Here is a 17,227-nt window from a genome sequence, read left to right on the forward strand (position 1 = left end):
AGAGCGCCTGCGCGGTTTCCGCCGGGGCGTTGACTACCCCGACTCCGTTTCGAAGCACCGGGATTCCGATGCTCCCCTATTAAAACAGGGCCGCACGGGGGCGGCTCTGTTTTTAGGCTAACTTGTTGAAAAAAGCCTAGCCCTGGCTGGCCGGGCGGCTCTGACGCGCCTGGCCGGAGGGGCGACGCTGACGCGTGGCATGCGGAGCAGGGGCGCCCACGGGTGTGGCGCAGTAAGGGCAGACCGTCCAAGAGGGCTCAAGCGCGTGGTTGCAGCGCATGCAGAGGTTCTTCAGTTGCGTGTGGCAGTTCGGGCACAGGACAAAGTCCGCCTCTACGGGATAGCCGCAGTTGGCGCATTCGCCGTACTTCATGAGCTGGCGCTGTTTGAGCGCGATCTCCAGCTCCTGCTCGTCGCGATCGAGCTGGAGCAGCGGAGGGCGCAGCAAGCAGTAGGCCACCAAGCCCAGCACCGGCACGAGCGCCACCACGGCCCAGATGTACCAGGCGGTGCCGCGCAGATAGGCGTCGCGCACGACCCACACGATGGAAAGCACGTACAAAATGACCAGCAGAACCAAGACGACAGTAAAGGCCGCCTGCATCTCCGGCGTCCACAGCTGGGCTAGAAGCTCGCTCATATCAACCTCTTCTGATTCGAGTGCAATTGATGACGTGTCGGCCCATTATAGCAAACCTGCAAGCAAGTGAACCCTACCTGCACGAACGCACCGTATATTCCGCCGAGGGCGAGAGACGAAAGCACATTGGTTGCTGTTAGAGGATGAGCAACTTCAGACTCCCAGTTCCCGGAAGAGCTCGTCGCGACGAGCGGGATCGGACGCCGCTTGCGCAAGGTCGTCGACACGGCCGGCCTCTATGAGCCGGGATGCCAGGGTGGCGAATCGCGCGGAACCCTCCTCGCGACCTTCTTGGCGACCTTCTTGGCGACCTTCTTGGCGACCTTCCTCACGCGCCTCCTCGCAGGCTATGCGGCCGTTTATACGCTCGCGCCGCGCGGCGTTCTCCACGATCGTGCTCACCGACCACACCTTGTCCACCCACTCTCGATCCTCGTTGGCCCGCCCGACCGCCGCCTCTATCTTGCGCGAGAGCGATCCCAGGGCCTTGCCCGTCTGGGCATATCTTAACAGATCGAGCAGATCGCCGCCCGGCGCGTCCTCCCATGCCCGGGCGTTCAGCGCGAGCCAGTGCGAGGCATCCCCGAGCCGCAATTCGGGGACCTCGTCGCATCGGCGCTCGAGGTGGTAGACGGGCAGGTCGTACCCGAAGGGATCCTGGCTGCACAGGAAGACGACGAAGCTCTCGGGCAACCGGTCGTAGTCGTTGGTGAAGTCGACTCTTCTCCGGCGCTTCTGCATGGCTCCTCCTCTATCAGGCTTTCAGCAAGAGCCCAGCAGAGCCAAATCGCAGAAATGACGCGAGAATGTCCCGTTTCGCTCCCCGCGCCGACCGCAGTCGCGTCGCAGCGCATTCTCGCCGCGCGAAGTTGCAAAACTCCGTAGGGGCAGTGCTTGCGCCGCCCTCCCAAAAGAAGGAGATTCACGAAACTGAAAAGGGGCGACCAAGGTCGCCCCCTACGGATCAAATCACGAGTAATGCGGAATTGAAAAAGCTTACCCCAGCTCGGCGATCTGGGCGTCCAGACGGGCGAGCTTGTCGGTGAGGTCGGCGAGCTTGGCGCGGTCCTTCTCGACGATCTCGGGGGCCGCCTTCGCCAGGAAGCCGGGGTTGGAGAGCTTCTTCTCGAACTTGGCGGCATCCTTGGCCACGCCCTCGCGCTCCTTCATGAGGCGGGCGCGCTCGGCGGCGAAGTCCACATGCCCCGCCAGCACGATGTACACCTCCAGGCCGCTTCCCAGCACCACAGCGGACTCGGCGGGCTTGGAAGCCTCCACGGCCACGTCGAACTCCTCCACGTTGGCGAGCTGGCGCACCAGATGTTCCTGGCCCAGAAGCAGCGCGGCATCGGCCTCGTCAGCCACCTTCACGGCCACGGGCAGCGCCGTCTTCGGAGAGATGCCGTAGCGCGCCCGGGTGGAACGCACGGCACCCACCACCTCGCACACCATGGCAATGGCCCGCTCGGCGTCCTCGTCCATATAGGCGGCGAGCTCGCCCGCATCGGGCCACGCGGCCACGATGAGCATCGGGGCCGCATCGGCATCCTTGGGCATCTCACCGTAGACCTGCTCGGTCACGAACGGCATGATGGGATGCAGAAGGCGCAGGATCTGCCCCAGCACGAACACGAGGTTGCGCTGGCACACGGCGCGGTCGGCCGGATCGGCGTCGGCCCCCAGGCGCGCCTTCGAGAACTCGATGTACCAGTCGCAGAACTCGTTCCACACAAAGCTGTACAGCTCGCGGGTGATCTCGCCGAACTCGAAGTTATCGTAGGCCGCGTCCACCGCAGCGACGATCTTGGCCAGTCGCGAGAAGATCCAGCGGTCGGCCGGCGTGGTGGGCTCGGGCGCGCCGGGCTCATACCCTTCCAGGTTCATGAGCACGAAACGGCTCGCGTTTTTCACCTTGTTCGCGAAGTTGCGGGAGCTTTCCAGCTTCGCCTCGTTGAACTTCAAGTCCTGGGCGCCGGTCACCTGCATGAGCAGGCCGAAGCGCATGCCGTCGGCGCCGTAGTCCTCCATGAGGCGCAGCGGGTCCACGCCGTTGCCGCGGCTCTTCGACATGGGCTTGCCATCGGCGGCCATGACCGTCGGATGGATGATGACATCGTCGAAGGGGATGGTCTCATCGCAGCAGTACATGGAGGCCATGACCATGCGCGCCACCCACAGGCCCATGATGTCGCGGGCCGTGGAGAGCACTTGCGTCGGATAGGCGTCGCGCATCTGCGGGGCATTCATGCCCTCCTCCGTCCAGCCCATGGTGGCAAAGGGCCACAGCTGGCTGGAGAACCAGGTGTCCAGCACGTCCTCGTCCTGGCGCACCGGGGCACCGCAGACCGGGCACACCTCGATTTCCTCCACCGAGGCGTCCTCCCAGCCGCAGGTATCGCAGTAGAACATGGGAATGCGGTGGCCCCACCACAGCTGGCGGGAAATGCACCAGTCCTTCAGGTTTTCAAGCCAGTCCAGGTACACCTGCTTCCAGCGCGCGGGATGGAATTGAATGGAGCCGTCCTCCACCACGCGGGCCGCCGGCTCCTTCAGGGCGTCCACGGCCACGAACCACTGCTCGGACTCCCAGGGCTCCAGCTTCGTATGGCAACGGTAGCAGGTCATGACAGAGTGGTCGTGATCTTCCACGTGATCGAGCAGGCCCAGCTCGTCGAAGGCGGCGACCACGGCCTCGCGCGCCTCGTCGCGATCCATGCCGGAGAACTTCCCGTAGCCTTCCACCACATGCGCCGTCTCATCGAAGATGTTGATGCGCTCAAGGCCGGCGCGCTCCCCCATGGCCCAGTCGTTGGGGTCATGCGAGGGGGTCACCTTCACGCAGCCCGTGCCGAACTCGGTATCCACGTGCCAGTCGGCGAAGATGGGAATCTCGCGGTCCACGAGCGGCAGCTTCACCGTCTTGCCCACAAGGTGGCCGAAGCGCTCGTCCTTGGGGTTCACGGCCACGCCGGTGTCGCCGAGCATCGTTTCGGGACGCGTGGTGGCGACGACCAGATACTCCAGGCCGTCCACCGGCTCTGCGAGCGGATAGCGCAGGTACCACAGATGCCCCGCCTCGTCCACGTACTCGGCCTCGTCGTCGGCGATGGCCGTGGTGCAGTGCGGGCACCAGTTCACGATGCGCTTGCCGCGGTAGATGATGTCCTCGTGGTACCAGTCGGTGAACAGCTTCCGCACGGCGCGCACGTAGGCCGGCTCGAGCGTGAAGTGCTCGTCGGAGTAGTCGCAGGAGCAGCCCATGCCCTTGATCTGGTTCACGATGGTGGTGCCGTACTCCTCGCGCCACTTGTAGCATTCCTCGATGAACGCCTCGCGGCCGATTTCCAAGCGCGAGATGCCCTGCTCGGCCAGACGCTTGTCCACCTTGGTCTGGGTGGAAATGCCGGCGTGATCGGTGCCGATGATCCAGCGGGTTTTAAAGCCCCGCATGCGGGCGCGGCGGATGCAGGCGTCCTGGATGGTGTCGTTCAGGGCATGCCCCATGTGCAGCACGCCGGTGATGTTCGGCGGCGGGATGACGATGGTGTAGGATTCGTCGGCATGCTCGCCGAAGCCCGGCGTGCGCTGGAAGTAGCCGGCGTCCTTCCACGCCTCGAAGATGGGCCGCTCCATGGCGGCGTAGTCGGTGGACTTCTTCTTGTCCTCGGACATAGGCCCTTGCCCTCGCTTTCCCTGATTGCTCGGTATAAAACAAGGCGGGCGGCACGCACGCGGCCGCCCGCCAGATTGCCTTGGGCGATTATCGCACAGAAGGCCCGCTGCCTTACGCAGAAAGAGCCACCTGAGCGCTTCCGTCGGCGATCTCGACGATCTCGGGGCGCGTCTCGCCGGCGATATCGCTCGCGCGCACCGTGACGGAGGTGGCGCCCTTGTGCTCCGGCAAGTCGTACATGACGTCCATGAGCACGCGCTCGCAGATGGAGCGCAGGCCGCGGGCGCCGGTGCCGTGTTCCACCGCCTCATGGGCGATGGCGGAAAGCGCCGCCGGCTCGAAGGTGAGGCGCGAGTCCTCGAACTCGAACATGCGGGTGTACTGCTTGACGAGCGCGTTCTTCGGCTCGACGAGGATGCGGACGAGATCCTCCTCCGACAGCTCGTTCAGCGACGTGATGACCGGGATGCGGCCCACGAACTCGGGGATCATGCCGTACTTGTTCAAGTCCTCCGGCAGCACCTTCTTCAGAAGCTCGGCCTCGGACTCCTTCTTGGAGGCGGGCAGCTCGCTGGCGAAGCCGAGGGACGTGGTTCCCACGCGCTGGGCCACGATGTCGGCCAGGCCCACGAAGGCACCGCCCAGAATGAACAGGATGTTCGTCGTGTCGATGGGGATGAGCTCCTGCTGGGGATGCTTGCGGCCGCCCTGGGGAGGCACGCTCGCCTCGCAGCCCTCGACGATCTTGAGGAGCGCCTGCTGGACGCCCTCGCCGGACACGTCGCGGGTGATGGAGAGGTTCTCGGCCTTGCGGGCGATCTTGTCGATCTCGTCGATGTAGATGATGCCGATCTCGGCCCGGGGCACCTCGAAGTCGGCGGCGGTGATGAGCTTGAGCAGGATGTTCTCCACGTCCTCGCCCACATATCCCGCCTCGGTGAGCGTGGTGGCATCCGCGATGGCGAAGGGCACCTTCAGCGTGCGGGCCAGCGTCTGGGCCAGAAGCGTCTTGCCCGAGCCCGTGGGGCCGATGAGCATGATGTTCGACTTGGCCAGCTCCACGTCGCCCTCCTGGGCGGCGGCGCCCATGGAGATGCGCTTGTAGTGGTTGTAGACGGCCACGGAAAGGGCGCGCTTGGCCTCCTCCTGGCCGACGACGTGCTCCGAGAGGCGCGCGTACAGCTCGTGGGGCGTGGGAAGATCCCCCAGCACCTCGGCCGGCGACGGGGCGTTGTCGACCACGGGGCTCGCCTGGCGCTCGACCTGGGCGGCCGGCGGGTTCATCCAGCCCATGCGGCGGGGGTCGTCCTCCAGCATCTCCACCTCCTGGGCCATGGCGTAGCCCATGTCCCGCATCATGGCGTCGGCGCACACCGAGATGCACTCGTCGCAGATGTAGATGCCGTTGGGGCCGGAGATCATGGCGTTGACCTGGTCTCCGGTCTTGCCACAGAAGGCGCAGAAATAATTGGTGTCAGTGGGGCCGTAATTGTCGTGACGATGGTTCATGGGGTCTTATTCGCTCTTCTTCTCTCCGGGCATGGCGCCGTGATGGTAGATGATCTCGTCGACGAGGCCGTATTCCTTGGCCTCCTCCGCGGTCATGTAGTTGTCGCGCTCGGTATCGAGCTGAATCTTCTCGATGGACTGGCCGGTGTTCTCGGACAGGATCTTGTTCAGGCGCTTGCGCGTCTTCAGCATGAAGTCGGCCACGATGGCGATCTCCGTCTGCTGGCCCTGGGCGCCGCCGAGCGGCTGGTGGATGAGCACCATGGAGTTCGGCAGCACGAAGCGCTTGCCCTTGGTGCCCGAGGAGAGGAGCACCGCGGCCATGGAGGCGCACTCGCCGATGCAGATGGTGGACACGTCGCACTTGATGAAGTTCATGGTGTCCAGAATGCCGAGGCCGGCCGTGACCGAGCCGCCGGGCGAGTTGATGTACAGGGAGATGTCCTTGTCCGGATCGGTGGCCTCCAGGTGCAAAAGCTGGGCCACCACGGAGTTGGCCACGTGGTCGTCGATCTGCTCGCCCAGGAAGATGATGCGGTCGTTGAGCAGGCGGCTGTAGATGTCGTAGCTGCGCTCGCCGCGCGGCGACTGCTCGATGACGTAGGGGATGAGGGCGTTGTTCACGCGTTCGATGCCCATAGATACCTCGCTTTCGTAAATAGGGCCGCTCGCAGCGGCCTCCACATAGTTCAAGATCATATTGCTATACATCCGTTCGCAGCGCAAGACTCCTAGCGAAAATAGCAGAAGGGGCGGTGAGACCCGCCCCTTCGAAAACGTGCCAGCCGGAAAGCTACTCGGCGGCCTCTTCGGCCTCGTCCTTCTTGGCGGCCTTCTTCTTCGCCGGCTTCTTCGCGGCCTTCTTCTCCTCAGCGGCCTTGGCGGCGAAGTCCACCTCGGTCACGCTCGCGTTCTCCATGAGATCCTCGATGGCCTTCTGGCGCAAAAGACCCGTGCGGATGAGGTGCAGACGGCCGGCGTCGCGCCACTCCTGCTCCAGCGCCGCGGGATCCTCCACGCCGGTCTTGGCGAACTCGGCGGCGACGTCCGCATCGGTGATCTCCATGTTGTTGTGGCGAGCCCAGGCCTCGAGCGCGAGCTCTTCCTTCACCTGGTCGGCAGACTGGGCCTTCAGGTCGGCCTTGAACTGATCGGGCGTGATGTTCTGGCTGGCCAGATAGGCGTCGAAGGTCATGCCGGCCTGCTGCAGCTGGCCGAAGAAGTCCTGGAGCAGCGACGTCTCGGCCTGCTCAACCAGGGACTCGGGCACGTCGCCCTCGACGCGGTCGCGCAGCTCGACCATGATGTTGTTCTCCTTGATGCGCGGCATCAGCGAGCTCTTCTGCATATCCAGCGACTCCTTGATGCGCTCGCGCATGTCCTCGACGGACTCGAAGCCCATCTTCTCCTTGGCCCACTCGTCGGTGACCTCGGGCGTGACCTTCTTCTTCACCACGTTGCAGGTGACCTCGAAGGTAACGGGCTTGCCCGCCTGACCGGCCAGAAGCACGGCCGTCTCGTCCTCGGGAATCTCGAGCGTGAACTCTTTGGTCTGGCCCTTCTTCATGCCGAGGATCTCCTCGTCGAAGGCCTCGGAGAACATGCCGGTGCCCGGGCCGTACAGACGGGACTCGCTCGTGAGCGCGGCGATCTCGTTGCCGTCGGCGTCGGTGGCCTTCATGGTGAGGTCGGCGTAGTTCTCCGGCTTCATCTTGGTGGCGGCAGAAGCGTCCTCATAGTCGGTGTAGTGCTCGGCCATGGCCTCGACCTGCTCGTCGATCTCGGCATCGGTGGCCTCGGCGAAGGGCATCTCGATGGCCACGGGCTCGTAGCTGGTAAGCTCTACCTCGGGGCGCAGCTCGATGGTGAAGGAGTACTCGTAGGGCTCGCCAGCCTTCACGATCTCGTTGGTCTCCATGACCGGGCCGCCCACCGGGGCGAGCTTGGCCTCGTCGATCGCGGCCGTCCACGTGCCGTTCAGCAGCTCCTCGGTGACGGTGCCGACGACCGCCTCGGCGCCGAGGGCGTTGTCGATAACCGGGCGCGGGGCCTTGCCCTTGCGGAATCCCGGGAAGTTGTACTTGCGAGCGAAGTCCTTGTAGGTTTTCTTGATGCGGCCGTCGATATCGGCGGCGTCCACCGTGACGGTGACCTTGACCTTGTTGCCCTCCAGGGACTCAACCTTAGTTTCCACGAATAGTTCCTCCATCGTTTCCTGACACGTTACGGGCTTATCGCCCGCGCGAACACTTCCTCGGCGATCCGCCACGGGAATCCGCCGCGGAAGCGCACGGTTCGCTATTATGCCACAACCCTCCCACAGTGGCTACACGTCACTGAGACCATGACACAAAAAAGAGACGCGGGGCATCCCGCGTCTCCCAGGAGCGTCGATTCGACGTACTCTGGCGATCCCCGCCCGTCCCAAGCAGGGCACTGGGACTCTGTAGGCCGACGCTTAGGCCTCGCTTTTGCCGGAGCGCACGACGTAGCAGATCGTGATGTACCCGGCGACGGCCCCGGCGCAAGCGCACACAAGGCCCTTGAGCAGCATAAGGCCCGTCACGGTAAGCGGCAGCGGCAGAAGCACGCAGGCGAAAGCGCCGACGCCCATCAGCGAGACGGTGGCGGCAACCGTTGCCACGAGCAATGCCGGAGCGTAGCTCGCCGGCACGAGAGACGCCGCGCCGCCGAGATTGGCGACATTCGGCCCGGAGAAAACGCCCTTGCGCAGATCCATGCGGGTGAGCGGCACCACGATGACGAACAGCAGAATGCCGAGCAGAACCCCCGTAAGCGCGAAGTCATGGAAGATGTCGGCCTCGCTGAAGAGGAGCTCGGGCTCGGACAGGTGCATAAGATAGAAAATAACCGCATTGATGATGCCGTTGATGATGCCGTAACCGACGATGCACTTATTCAGCAAGTATGAATTGAACGGCTTAGCGGACCGCGTCGGCGCCGCGGGCGCCGAGCCAGCCATTGACTTTGCCATGAGCATTCCTTTCATCGGGATCTTCGCCTGCCGGCACAACTTGCCGAAGTCGCCCGGCGCCTCTCAGTATGGACGTCGCCCTGATGTCATCGGCGAAAACCCGGAATGCCGTTACGGAAGGGTGGGCACGGAGGAACCTTAGGGGCAACCTTGCCACCGGCGGGCCACCGATTCGTTCCCGACCTGTTTCGACAAGCAGCCCCGCGCCTCGCTTGAAACAAAGCGCGCCCGCCGGGAACGGCCTCTCGCAAGACCGATCTCGACGGGCGCAAGCGCAGATCCGAGCAGATTGCCCTAGAGCGCTGCCTCGGCAGTCTTGGAGGCCATGGCGGCCGCCACCTCGTCGGCCTTCTGCTGGCCGCGCACCACAAAGCTGATGGTGAACCAGCCGGCGACCGCGCCGCCCAAAGCACACACCAGGCCCTTGAGGAACATCATGCCGGTCACGGTAGCGCCGGCGGCCGGCAATGCCAAGGAAAGAAGGGCGCCGGCACCGGTCATGACCACCGCGGCGAGCGCGCCCACGCCGAGAATGGAGACCGCGTAGGACGAGGAGACGAGCGGAAAGGCACCGCCCGCCGCACCGGGCAGGGAGAAAACGCCCTTGCGCAGATCCATGCGGGTGAGCGGCACGACGCAGGCGAACAGCAGCATGCCGAGGAGAAGGCCGGTGAAGGCGAGGTCGTGCACGATGTCGTGCATGCCGAACATCGCATCGGGAGCACCGGCGTTGATGCCGGCGAAGATGGCCGCGTTGATGATGCCGTTCACCACGCCGTAGCCGATGAGGCACTTGTTCAGCGCGTAGGACTTGAAGGACTTGGGGGCTTTCGGGGTCTTGGAGGTCTTTGCCATGAAGTGATTCCTTTCTTCTTGCCATGCTCGTTCGCAAACCGCGCCCCCTCGCATCTTGTCGGGGTGCCGAGAAGGGCCGCGCGGAAATTGACCGTCGAGCAGTATAGGAACCGGTGTTTCCTTTTCGCACATGAAGCATTTCCGTTGCAACGGAAAACGTTTCACAATCGAAAAGGAAGCAATCTTTCTACAATGAGCGCCGCCGAATAACGAAGGGAGCCGACGAGACTACCCTTTTCGGCGTAGACATCCCATCCAAGATTAAAGGAGGACATAATGGCGAAGAGCAAAGCGACGCATCCCGAGGGGGGTGTTGAGAAGTTCCTCGTGCTGCCCATTATCGTGCTGATTCTGGCGCAGATGGGAACGTCGGGCGACAATGGCGCGCTCGGCCTCGCCAACCAACAGCTGGTCGACGTGCTCGGTGCGACGACCCCCGACATCCAGCTGGCGAACATGGTGTACTCGCTCATGGCCGGCGCCTTCATGGTGGCCGGAGGACTCGTGGGCACCATCATCGGCTGGCGCACCAACTTCCGCCTCGGCGCGGCCCTGTGCGCCGCCGGCGAGCTGGTCATGGCGCTGTCGCCGAACATGACGATCTTCATCTGGGGCGGCCGCATCCTTGTCGGCTTCGGCGCCAGCTTCATGATCCCCTCGGTGCTCGGCCTCATTCCGTTCATCTACCATGGCAAAAACCGCGTGCTGGCCTTCGGCTGCATCGGCGCCGCCTCGGGACTGTCGGCCTTCCTGCCGCTGTTCCTGGGCATCGTCATGCAGTTCGGCGGTTTCCGCATCACCTTCGGCGCCCTGGCCGTGTACTTCGCCCTGGTGCTGCTTCTGTCCTTCAAGCTGCCGGCCATCGAGAAGCCCGCTGAGAAGCTGAAGTTCGACGGGCTGGGCACGGGCATCGCCGCCACGGGCCTGTTCCTGTTCCTCGTGGGCCTCTCCCGCATCTCCGCCTGGGGCCTCATCGAGCCCTTCGCCGAGTGCCCCTTCACCATCTTCGGCATCTCCCCGGCCCTGCCCATGGCCGTCCTCGGCCTGATCCTGCTCGTGATCCTGGTGCCGGTGGAGAAGCGCGTCGAGCAGAAGAACGGCATCGCCCTTCTGCCCCAGTCGTTCCTGAAGACCCCGCAGGTGCGCGCCGGCCTCGTGGCAAGCGCCATCACCTTCTTCTTCATGGGCGTCCAGGCGATTCTCCTGTCCCCCTACCTGCAGCTCGTGGCCGGCTGGTCGCCGGTGCTCATGGGCGTCATGGCGCTGGCCGTGGGCATTCCCACCTTCATCTTCTCGCTGGGCATCCCGAAGTTTATGCCCAACGCCAACCCGCGCCGCGTCATCCAGGTCGGCTACATCGTGATGGCCAGCGCGTTCATCCCCATGGCCTTCTCGCTGCACGGCTCTGAGGTCAACGGGCTCATGTGGGTGGGCCTGGCCGTGGCAGGCGCCGGCGCCGGTATCGTTTCCGCCCAGGCCAACAACATCGTGGCCCTGGCCGTCAACGAGCGCGACGCGTCGCAGTCCGGCGGCATCCAGACCACCATGCGCAACGTGGGCCAGGCCATCGGCGTGGCCGCCATCGGTGCGGTCCTGCTGTTCGGCATCACCGCCAACATCGACAACGCCATGGCCGACAGCCCCGTCATCACCCCCGAGGTTCGCACCGCCGTGGCCGAGCGCAACATCTCGCTCATGGGCGACGAGCAGTTCGAGCAGACCATCGCCGACATCCCCATGACCGACGAGCAGCGCACCGAGCTCGTGCAGCTGAACTCCGACGCCCGCATTCAGTCCACCATCACCTCCTACGTGGTCTCCGGCGTGCTGATCCTGCTCGGCCTGTTCACGACCCGCTGGATCACCATCTTCAAGAAGGAAGAGGACGGCAAGGAGGAGACCATCGTGGCCGAGACGGCCGACGAGATGCCCTTCGAGCCGGTCGTCGACCGCGAGATGTAACTCGCGCGTGTTTGAAAGGAAATTTATGAAACGGCTTTTCACCAACGCCACCTTCGTCACCATGGTCGATGACGTCGACACCGCCGACGCGCTCCTCGTCGACGACGACGGCCGCATCGCCTACATCGGCGACGCCGAGGAGGGCCGCCGTCTCGCCGACGGCGCCGAGGAGGTGGATCTGGGCGGTGCCGCGGTGCTGCCCGGCCTCATCGACCCGCACAGCCACTTCACCGGCGCGCTGCAGTACCTGCTGTACGCCGACCTGTCCGAGTGCACCTCCTTCGACGAGATCACTGAGACGCTGAAGAAGTTCGCCGCCGAGCGCAACATCGGCCCGGACGGCGTCATCATGGGCAACGGCTACGACCAGAACAACCTCGTCGAGCAGCGCCACCCCGACAAGTCCATCCTGAACGCCGTGTCCACCGACGTGCCCGTGCTCATCACGCACGTGTCCAACCACATGGGCGTGGCCAACGACTGCCTGCTCGAGCTGGCCGGCATCACGCCGACGACACCCGATCCGGACGGTGGCCGCTACGGGCGCATCAACGGTTCGGGCGATTTGGACGGCTACGCCGAGGAGCCGGCGGCCATGAACCCGCTCTACGCCGTGACGACCCCCCGTCTGGGGCTGGACTTCGCGGCCATGGTGCCCGACATGCAGCGCATCTACCTGGAGCACGGCGTGACCACCTGCCAGGATGGCGCCACCGCCCCCGACATGGCCGGCGTCCTGGTGAGCCTGGCAAAGGCGGGCCTTCTGAAGATGGACATCGTGAGCTACCCCATGTGGGGCTCGGACGTGATGGCCACGCTCGCCGACAATGCCGAGTTCGATAGTCAGCACTACACCGGGCACTTCCGCTTCGGCGGCCTGAAGATGTTCCTCGACGGCTCCCCCCAGGGGCTCACCGCCTGGATGACCGAGCCCTACACGGCCGGCCCCGACGGCGAGAAGGACTGGGTGGCCTACAGCACCATGACCGACGAGGATGCCATCGCCTTCGCGAAGATGGCCATTGACTCCAACCACCAGCTTCTGTGCCACTGCAACGGCGACGCAGCTGCCGACCAGCTCTTGCGCGTCTACGAAGCGGCGCGGGACGCTTCGGACAACCCGGAGAAGATGGCCCTGCGCCCGGTGATGATCCACGCCCAGACGGCGCGCACCGACCAGTACGAGAAGATGGCCGAGATCGGCATGATCCCCTCGATCTTCGCCTCCCACGTCTGGTACTGGGGCGACGCCCACCTGCGGAACTTAGGACCGGTGCGCGGCGGCCGCGTGAGCGCCTGTGGCGATGCCGAGCGGGCGGGGCTGCCCTTCACGTTGCACACCGACACCCCGGTGCTGCGCCCGAACCTGCTAGAGGCCGCCTGGTGCGCCGTGAACCGCATCACCAAGGCCGGCGTCCAGCTCGACGAGGACCAGAAGGTGACGCCGTATGCGGCCATGCGCGCCATCACCTACAACGGCGCCTACCAGTACGGCGAGGAGGCCGATAAGGGCACCCTCGAGACCGGCAAGCTGGCCGACCTCGTGGTGCTCGACCGCAACCCCTTGGCCGTCGACCCGCGCGAGATCCGCGACATTCAGGTGCTCGCCACCATCAAAGAGGGCGAGACCCTCTACGAGCGCGACGCAAAGTAGCGGCAGCCGATCGATCGAGGAAACCGACCGAAGCAGAAAGGGAGGCGCGAGCCTCCCTTTCTTTCTGCCATCCGGCCCGTGGCCCGAAAGCGCCCTCCGAGCAGGCCGCCGCACCCGCGCCGAATCAGCCGACTCCCTTCCGGGCCGCCCCGGTCTCGCTCCTACTCCGGCTCGGGGAAGCAGACGAAGAAGCCGTCGTCGCTCACCAAGTCAGAGGTGTCGGCGTAGTCCTCCACCAGCCGCTTGAATCCCTGCGTGAGGGGGGTGAGGTCCGCCCGGTCCCCGGGCGCCGCGACGAGCACGGCGGCCATGGTGCACTGCCCGCACTCGGCGCCCTCGCCCTCTTCCAGGCGATAGATGCGTATGCCCGTTCTCCGGACGCCCGAACCGCACCAGGCGAACACGAGCGTGCGATCCTTCACGACAGACAGCGTCCACACGAGCCGCTCGAAGCGTGCAGGCGGCATGTCGATGAGCCCGTCCGCCGACAGGCGCTCGTGGAGCGAGCCGAACAGGCTCTCCGGGGAGGATCCCACCGAAAGCGTCCCCCGCTCCCACGCGGTGTGCACCTCCCGGCCCCGCCGCCAGAGCGGCACCGAGGCGATGATATGGTCGACGTCGCTGCGGCTGACACCCGGGGACACGGTCACGCTGGGGAAATCGACATCCAGCGGCTCGAACGAGACGAGGAAGTCGAAGCGCTCGAGCAGCGTCGAGTTCGGACGCGCCACGGCGGCGAGCACCTCGTTTTCCGTCAGCACGTCGGTCACCTTGAGACGGCTCGTCAGCTTCTCGATGCGGTGCGCGCCCCACAGGGCCAGATCGATTCCGCAGTTCACCACAAGCCCCACGCGGTAGCAGCGCAGGGCGCCGGCCTGATCGAGGTAGTCGAGCAGCACGAGCGCGATTCGGGCGTAATCCGGGCTGAACAGGTCGGCCTCGACAAGAGAGGGCACCTCGCAGAGCACCGAGGCGAGAAGGCAGGCGCCGTCCATGGTCTCGTACTTCACGGCCTCCTCGTTGGGGTTCGGGGCGACCAGGCCGCACGTGCGCCGCGCAAGGCCGCTCTCGAACAGGATGGCCAGAGGCTTGCGCAGATCCTCGGGCAGCGGCAGCCCGAACGCGTTCTCGAGGGCCGAGGCGATGTCGTCGGTGACCGCGCGCGCCCGCTCGCCCGGCTCGTAGGCCTCCATGGCGGCCAGGCTCCACTGCCACGTGCAGCAATGGGCCATGTCGCGCAGAAGCCCCATCTCCGCGTCGCTCACCGCAAGCGAGAAGTGACGCTCCAGCCGCTTCTTCAGGTAGGCGAAAAACGGCGTGGCCCCGTCCGCGCCGCGCCAGGAGGTGAGCCCATATCCAAGCCGGATGCGCGTCACCATGATGCACAGGTACACGCCGAACTGCCACTGCGCGTTGCTGGAGAACTCGAAGCCGAGATCGCGCTGCATCTCGGCGATGCAGCGCTCCAGAAACTGCCGGTCGTAAGGGTCGATCGTCCCGAACAGCGACGGCAGGATGCGCCGGCGCACTGCGGCGGTGGAAAACGAGAACAGCATGGACATGACGAAGCCCCGGATGGTCCATTCGGGGCCCTCGACCGTGATCTGGCGCCCGACGGACAACGAGAGCCCGCTCACCTCGAGCATGCCCTGCCACCAGCGCAGATCGGACTGGATCTGCTGCTTGTTGCGGAACATGCGCCGCGCCAGGCTCTCGGCGGTATGGGGCCCCGGATGGCATGTCAGCGCGATCATCTCCTGGCACAGCCGCTCGTAGCGCGGGTGCATCTCGGTCTCGCTCTCTTCGAGCAGCCGCACAAGGCGGTTCTCCTCGTCGGGCACGAGCGAGAGCCGCAGGCCGGCGCCGCGCTGCCGGCCCACCCGCGTGGCAAATCCCTCATGTTCGAAAAAGGCGTTGAGGGCCTTCACGTCAGTGCGGATCGTGCGATCGGAGCAGCCGAGCCGTCGAGCATAATCGGCGGACGTCCGGTAATCGCTGGCCTCGAGCAGCGCCCTCAAAAGCGCCCCCTGTCTACTGTTCATCGCTCCTCCTCACACGCATCCGGGAAACGCGAGCGCGTCTCCCCTCGCTAGTGTAAACCCGCCCGCAACAGTCGCGGGCGACGATACCGTGGCAAGATGGCAACAGTTGCACGAGATTTCGGGCGACACGAAGGACGAGGGGCGCATTCGGGGGAAAATTCCCTACGAGACAACAAGATATCGAGACGGCGCCAGACGGCGCCGCGGCAAGTTGAGAGGTTCACTATGGCGACAACGATCCTCACCGCCGAGGGCGCAACTCGGCGAACGGAAACAACGGCGAAAGCGACGTACGCGCCCCTGGTCGTTCTCGCTCTCGCCCAGATCGGCACCTCGAGTGACAGCGCGGCGATGAACCTCGCCACGGCGAGCCTGGTGGGGACTTTGGGCGCCACCCTCGACGACATCCAGATGGCGACCACGCTGTTCTCGCTCATCGCCGGTGCGTTCATGATCGCCGGCGGGCTCATCGGCGTGACGATCGGCCTGAGGCGCACACTGGCCATCGGCCTCTCCCTGGCCGCGCTGGGAGAGATCACGGCGGCGCTCTCCCCCGCCATCTTCTCGTTCACCTGGGGCGGGCGCGTTGTCACGGGACTCGGCGTCTGCTTGGTCACGCCCTCGGTGCTCGGCCTGGTCGCGGCGCTCTACCAGGGACGGCAGCGCGCCATCGCGTTCGGCACCATCGCCGGCGCGGCCGCCCTTTCGACGCTCTCGCCCCTGATCCTGGGCATCGTCATGGACTCGTCGGGCTTCCGGCTCACCTTCGCCATCATGGCGGCCTACTTCGTTGTAGTGCTCTGCTGCGCGCGGCTCATCCCCCGCACGCCCGCCTCCGGCGGCCACACGCACTTCGACGTCGCCGGCACCGTCGTGGCCGCCCTCGGCATGGGACTTGTGCTGTTCGGCGTGGCGCACCTGTCGGATTGGGGCATCGCTAGCCCCCAGAAGCTCTGCCCCTTCACCTTGTGCGGGCTGCCCCCCACCCTGCCCGCCATCGTCGTGGGTCTGGTGCTCCTCGGACTGCTCGTTCCCACCGAGCGGCGCGCCCAGCGCCGCGGCAACCCCCTCATACCGCGCGCGTTCGTCACCTCCCCCAGCGTGCGCGCGGGCCTGTCGGCGGTCGCCCTGCCGTTCTTCTACATGGGGGCGGTCGGCATCCTGGCCACGCCCTACCTACAGCTCGTCACCGGGTTCACGGCGCTGCAGACCGGAATGCTCTCGCTCCTGTCGGGCATCCCCATGTTCCTTCTGGCCACCTTTCTCCCCAAGCTCGCGCCGCACCTCTCATCCCGGCTCATCATCCGCGTCGGCTTTATCGCCATCGCCTGCGCGTGCGGACTCATGGCTTTGGGCGTCCACGCGCACGGCGTGACGGCAGCGCTGTTCGCCGGGATGGCCCTCGGCGGCTTCGGGGTGGGCGCCGTCAACTCCCAATCGAACAATGCCGTGGCATGCGCCGTGACCCGCAAAGAGGCCGAGCAATCCGGCGGCATCCAGGGAGCCGCTCGCAGCATCGGGCTCGCCCTTGGTACCGCGCTTGCCGGGACCTTCCTTCTCCTCACCATGGCGGGAGGATTCGCGGCCCAGGCCGCCTCGGCGGGCATCGACCAGAGCTATGTGGCTCCCGCTGCGGAAACCGCCTCGACGCTCATGAGCGACAGCGCCTTTTCCGACGAGGCGAGAACCTGGGGGGCCGACGCCGCGCAGGTCGACAAGCTCGTGGACGTGAAGGCGTCCGCCCAGGCCGACGCCATGCGCCTTTCCTTTGGTGCTCTTGGCCTCCTTATGGCAGCGGGCCTTCTCACCACCCGCCACCTCGCGGAAACCGCCGCGCCGCGCGCCGAGCAAGACAAGGCGAAGGCGAGACGTCCCCGCTGAGACCCCTCTTGCCGGA

12 protein-coding genes are annotated in these 17,227 nt (G+C 65.5%); 3 read left to right on the forward strand and 9 right to left on the reverse strand.

All coding sequences use genetic code 11. The features are described from left to right. Positions 1 to 136: 136 nt before the first annotated feature. From AEQU_RS05835 to AEQU_RS05870, 8 genes are all read right to left on the reverse strand, one after another. The gene (locus AEQU_RS05835) at positions 137 to 640 is read right to left on the reverse strand and encodes a zinc ribbon domain-containing protein (protein ID WP_022740006.1); all 504 of its coding nucleotides are present in this window, start codon (positions 638 to 640) and stop codon (positions 137 to 139) included. 153 nt (positions 641 to 793) lie between these two features. Then, positions 794 to 1,381 (reverse strand): hypothetical protein, encoded by a 588-nt coding sequence (locus tag AEQU_RS05840; RefSeq protein ID WP_022740007.1) that lies wholly within the window; start codon positions 1,379 to 1,381, stop codon positions 794 to 796. Positions 1,382 to 1,636: 255 nt separating this feature from the next. Continuing rightward, entirely contained in the window at positions 1,637 to 4,312 is a 2,676-nt protein-coding gene (locus AEQU_RS05845; RefSeq protein WP_022740008.1) for a valine--tRNA ligase, read from the reverse strand. Between the two features lie 112 nt (positions 4,313 to 4,424). After that, a complete protein-coding gene (gene clpX, locus AEQU_RS05850) occupies positions 4,425 to 5,822 on the reverse strand; it encodes an ATP-dependent Clp protease ATP-binding subunit ClpX (protein WP_022740009.1) in 1,398 nt (465 codons plus the stop codon). A gap of 6 nt (positions 5,823 to 5,828) precedes the next feature. Continuing rightward, a complete protein-coding gene (gene clpP / locus AEQU_RS05855; protein WP_051353498.1) occupies positions 5,829 to 6,461 on the reverse strand; it encodes an ATP-dependent Clp endopeptidase proteolytic subunit ClpP in 633 nt (210 codons plus the stop codon). Positions 6,462 to 6,615: 154 nt separating this feature from the next. Further along, the gene (gene tig / locus AEQU_RS05860; RefSeq protein ID WP_051353399.1) at positions 6,616 to 8,016 is read right to left on the reverse strand and encodes a trigger factor; all 1,401 of its coding nucleotides are present in this window, start codon (positions 8,014 to 8,016) and stop codon (positions 6,616 to 6,618) included. A 264-nt stretch (positions 8,017 to 8,280) separates the two neighbouring features. Then, entirely contained in the window at positions 8,281 to 8,817 is a 537-nt protein-coding gene (locus AEQU_RS05865) for a hypothetical protein (RefSeq protein WP_022740012.1), read from the reverse strand. 294 nt (positions 8,818 to 9,111) lie between these two features. Next, on the reverse strand, positions 9,112 to 9,672 hold the full coding sequence (locus AEQU_RS05870) for a hypothetical protein (RefSeq protein WP_022740013.1): 561 nt from the start codon (positions 9,670 to 9,672) through the stop codon (positions 9,112 to 9,114). Positions 9,673 to 9,948: 276 nt separating this feature from the next. Here AEQU_RS05870 and AEQU_RS05875 point away from each other — a divergent pair, with 276 nt between their 5' ends. Further along, positions 9,949 to 11,634, forward strand: a complete 1,686-nt coding sequence (locus tag AEQU_RS05875; RefSeq protein ID WP_022740014.1) for an MFS transporter — start codon at positions 9,949 to 9,951, stop codon at positions 11,632 to 11,634. A gap of 25 nt (positions 11,635 to 11,659) precedes the next feature. Beyond that, positions 11,660 to 13,288, forward strand: coding sequence for an amidohydrolase (locus AEQU_RS05880; protein WP_022740015.1), 1,629 nt, complete (start codon positions 11,660 to 11,662; stop codon positions 13,286 to 13,288). A 161-nt stretch (positions 13,289 to 13,449) separates the two neighbouring features. On the opposite strand, the gene AEQU_RS05885 is transcribed toward AEQU_RS05880, so the two are convergent. Beyond that, complete coding sequence (locus tag AEQU_RS05885; RefSeq protein WP_022740016.1) at positions 13,450 to 15,330, reverse strand: BglG family transcription antiterminator; 1,881 nt, start codon at positions 15,328 to 15,330, stop codon at positions 13,450 to 13,452. Between the two features lie 225 nt (positions 15,331 to 15,555). Here AEQU_RS05885 and AEQU_RS05890 point away from each other — a divergent pair, with 225 nt between their 5' ends. After that, the gene (locus AEQU_RS05890; protein WP_022740017.1) at positions 15,556 to 17,211 is read left to right on the forward strand and encodes an MFS transporter; all 1,656 of its coding nucleotides are present in this window, start codon (positions 15,556 to 15,558) and stop codon (positions 17,209 to 17,211) included. Positions 17,212 to 17,227 lie beyond the last annotated feature (16 nt).

It is taken from the genome of Adlercreutzia equolifaciens DSM 19450 (genome assembly GCF_000478885.1).
GTDB classification, from domain to species: Bacteria; Actinomycetota; Coriobacteriia; order Coriobacteriales; family Eggerthellaceae; genus Adlercreutzia; species Adlercreutzia equolifaciens.

What these genes read in the sequence shown, in the direction of transcription:
- AEQU_RS05835 (WP_022740006.1), bottom strand. Translation starts at nt 640, where the DNA reads ATGAGCGAGCTTCTAGCCCAGCTGTGGACGCCGGAGATGCAGGCGGCC.
- AEQU_RS05840 (WP_022740007.1), bottom strand. Translation starts at nt 1,381, where the DNA reads ATGCAGAAGCGCCGGAGAAGAGTCGACTTCACCAACGACTACGACCGG.
- AEQU_RS05845 (WP_022740008.1), bottom strand. Translation starts at nt 4,312, where the DNA reads ATGTCCGAGGACAAGAAGAAGTCCACCGACTACGCCGCCATGGAGCGG.
- clpX (WP_022740009.1), bottom strand. Translation starts at nt 5,822, where the DNA reads ATGAACCATCGTCACGACAATTACGGCCCCACTGACACCAATTATTTC.
- clpP (WP_051353498.1), bottom strand. Translation starts at nt 6,461, where the DNA reads ATGGGCATCGAACGCGTGAACAACGCCCTCATCCCCTACGTCATCGAG.
- AEQU_RS05865 (WP_022740012.1), bottom strand. Translation starts at nt 8,817, where the DNA reads ATGGCAAAGTCAATGGCTGGCTCGGCGCCCGCGGCGCCGACGCGGTCC.
- AEQU_RS05870 (WP_022740013.1), bottom strand. Translation starts at nt 9,672, where the DNA reads ATGGCAAAGACCTCCAAGACCCCGAAAGCCCCCAAGTCCTTCAAGTCC.
- AEQU_RS05875 (WP_022740014.1), top strand. Translation starts at nt 9,949, where the DNA reads ATGGCGAAGAGCAAAGCGACGCATCCCGAGGGGGGTGTTGAGAAGTTC.
- AEQU_RS05880 (WP_022740015.1), top strand. Translation starts at nt 11,660, where the DNA reads ATGAAACGGCTTTTCACCAACGCCACCTTCGTCACCATGGTCGATGAC.
- AEQU_RS05885 (WP_022740016.1), bottom strand. Translation starts at nt 15,330, where the DNA reads ATGAACAGTAGACAGGGGGCGCTTTTGAGGGCGCTGCTCGAGGCCAGC.
- AEQU_RS05890 (WP_022740017.1), top strand. Translation starts at nt 15,556, where the DNA reads ATGGCGACAACGATCCTCACCGCCGAGGGCGCAACTCGGCGAACGGAA.